The following is a 2605-nucleotide window of genomic DNA, read 5'->3' on the forward strand; positions in this document are numbered from 1 at the left end:
GACTGCATTCAGCCAATGGATATTTATCGCCGCTAGACTACGAATTGCAGCACAAAGCTGCTTAACATTGTGTCCAGAAAAATGTTGACACATCAAATCCCAGGGCTTTGCGTTCCTGCTCCGTGGCCAAATCGGCAAATTCGCGAGCTTGAACAAAGAGTGGCACTAAATCAGAGCAATCTTTTACTCTTTGTTCTAAAGCTTCTTGCATGGCTAATATCGCACAAGTTTTACCTGAACCAGGGAAACCCGTAAGTAAGATGGTGCGTTTTCCATCATTAATAACTTCGAATAATTCGCTAACAATAGAACGATTAATGCACTGACCCGCAATGCTTCTCTGCCAAGATCTACCGATAGCCGAGGTGCTAGCAAACGAAGCTCGAATCTCTTCAATATTTATGCTTGGAGCTAGCATGGCACCTGCCTGTTGAAGGAAGGCTTTGAGGTCATCCTTTGTAAGGCGATGCTGGAAGGAAGTGGACAGGTTGCTACTATTTATACGCGCTCCGAGTTGATCAATGTTTTTCCAAAGAGTATCGTAAGCGGCTCTTGGATTACTAGCCATAAAACGTAAACGCTCGTATAGCTGGCTTTCCATACGGTCTAGTTCTGGACTGGTTTCAAATATAGTTCGATTCAGGAACTCATAGGTTGAAAGATTGGACGCATGCAAGGGTGAGTAGACCACGGGAGTTTCACCCGCGGCCCCTCGCAGAACCGGACGTGAGCCTCTCGACTCATCCGGCTCCCATCATCCTGCCTTTGGCACACATCCCAGCCTCCAGTGCCAGAAAGCTTTTGGAAACTTCAGCGCAAGTCGCCCAAGAGCTTGCCGAGCTCGTATTTTATGCCGAGCCAGCCACTTATACTTGCGCATCAGCCAGCGCGTCAGATAGTCATTCAGGTGCTTCCACACAGCAGACATCGCCGATTCGTAGAATCGGCCATAATACTGGTGCCAGCCTCGGAGGATTGGATTGAACATGGCCGACAGATCAGCCAGGCTCTTGTCACATTTCAGCTGAAGATGCCACCCACGTATCGTCTGCCGCATCGCCTTGAGGGCGTCACGACTGACCGCAGGCGTAAAACTCACATAGACCCGACTATACTTATCTTTCACTTTACGCGGACAGAAGGTATAGCCAAGAAATGTGAATTGCACGCTGGCAAAATCTCCCTGCCGATTGATGTCCTTGCAGTATACGATTTTGGTCTTCTCAGGATGCAGCTCAAGTCCACACTGACGAAACCGCTCGCCCACCTTGTTCAGAGCAAACTTCGCCTGCACCAGACTCCGGCAGTGCATCACACCATCATCGGCATAGCGGCAGAACCGCACACTCCGAAGATGACGGTCTACCCAGCTGTCGAAGGCATAGTGCAGAAACAAGTTGGCCAGCAGTGGACTGACGACACCGCTTTGCGGGGTACCACGTGTCCTTTCCACAAGCTCGCCGTCCGGCATTTGCATTGGTGTTTTCAGCCAACGCTCGACGTACAGCAAGACCCATGATGTCTGACAGTGCTTCCTGAGCGCGCGCATCAGCAGCTTGTGGTCGATCTTGTCGAACAGACTCTTGATATCGAACTCAACCACCCAGTCATATTCCCAGCTTCGCCGCCTGACCATGGCAATCGCATCGTGGGCTGAGCGCCCGGGACGATAGCCGTAGGAGTTGACGTGGAAGAGCGGATCAATGGCTGGCTCCAGCAGTTGCTTGACCACCGTTTGCGCCACCCTGTCTGCCACCGTCGGCACTCCCAGCATGCGAACCCCGCCGGACTTCTTCGGGATTGGCACGCCTTTCACCGGCGGCGGAAAGTAGCTCCCGGAACACAGGCGATTCCATAGCTTGTACAGGTTGTTACTCAGGTTGGCCTCGAATTGCCCGAGGGATTCCTGATCGATTCCCTCTGATCCTCCATTAGTTTTCACACTTAAATAGGCTTCCCAGACAAGCGCCTTGGGAATGTCGTAAGGCTTGGTCATTGGGCAACGCTCCTCCCGCTTGCGCGGTTGACGTCACACAATGACGGGATGACGCAGCCCCTTCGCTCCACCGCCGTTACAGCGGCTTCATCACTACTACGAGCTGCTCCGCCCCTTGGTGGCACATCGCTACTATCGGCCTCGCCTTTTGAGCTTGTGCCTTTCGCTTCACATCGCCACCGAAGGTTCCCGCAGTTCAACGTAAGAGCCCGAATCAGACTGACGCTGCCTCTATGCCGGACACCGCCTGGCCCGTAAGCAGGTAACGGCCAGACTGCTCCTGGAGTAACATCACCCTCCAGTTTTGATGTCATCTGAGTAGTTTCGACACTTGAACGGCAGTTCACGGTTGTTCGTCTTCCTGATCCATACCTGACGCCTCGGGGCGCCTTTTCCATAACGCTCACGACCGGGGCTTTTGACCCAAGCCGCTTAGGGTGGTTTGCAACCTGCTCCTGCAAGCCGATTGCGAGGGGTCATACCCTCATCTCTTACGCCGCTTGCTGCGGCACACTGATGTGTCAACATTTTTCTGGACACAATGTTAAGCAGCTTTGTGCTGCAATTCGTAGTCTAGCGGCGATAAATATCCATTGGCTGAATGCAGTC

Annotated in this window: 3 protein-coding genes; all 3 read right to left on the minus strand. The window is 52.6% G+C overall.

Annotated features, from left to right (window positions below; all coding sequences use genetic code 11):
- Positions 1-61 precede the first annotated feature (61 nt).
- A complete protein-coding gene (locus tag BM283_RS17610) occupies positions 62-601 on the minus strand; it encodes a hypothetical protein (protein ID WP_090695447.1) in 540 nt (179 codons plus the stop codon).
- A 153-nt stretch (positions 602-754) separates the two neighbouring features.
- Complete coding sequence (gene ltrA, locus BM283_RS17615) at positions 755-1996, minus strand: group II intron reverse transcriptase/maturase (protein ID WP_090695449.1); 1242 nt, start codon at positions 1994-1996, stop codon at positions 755-757.
- Positions 1993-2343 carry a hypothetical protein gene (locus tag BM283_RS17620; RefSeq protein WP_090695451.1) on the minus strand — a complete coding sequence of 117 codons (351 nt, stop codon included), beginning with the start codon at positions 2341-2343 and terminating at the stop codon, positions 1993-1995. The genes ltrA and BM283_RS17620 overlap by 4 nt, the downstream gene beginning before the upstream one ends.
- Positions 2344-2605 lie beyond the last annotated feature (262 nt).

Source organism: Nitrosomonas sp. Nm34 (assembly GCF_900113925.1).
In the GTDB taxonomy this organism is placed as follows: domain Bacteria; phylum Pseudomonadota; class Gammaproteobacteria; order Burkholderiales; family Nitrosomonadaceae; genus Nitrosomonas.

Coding starts and splice junctions, on each gene's coding strand:
- BM283_RS17610 (WP_090695447.1), bottom strand. CDS start 601: ATGGAAAGCCAGCTATACGAGCGTTTACGTTTTATGGCTAGTAATCCA.
- ltrA (WP_090695449.1), bottom strand. CDS start 1,996: ATGACCAAGCCTTACGACATTCCCAAGGCGCTTGTCTGGGAAGCCTAT.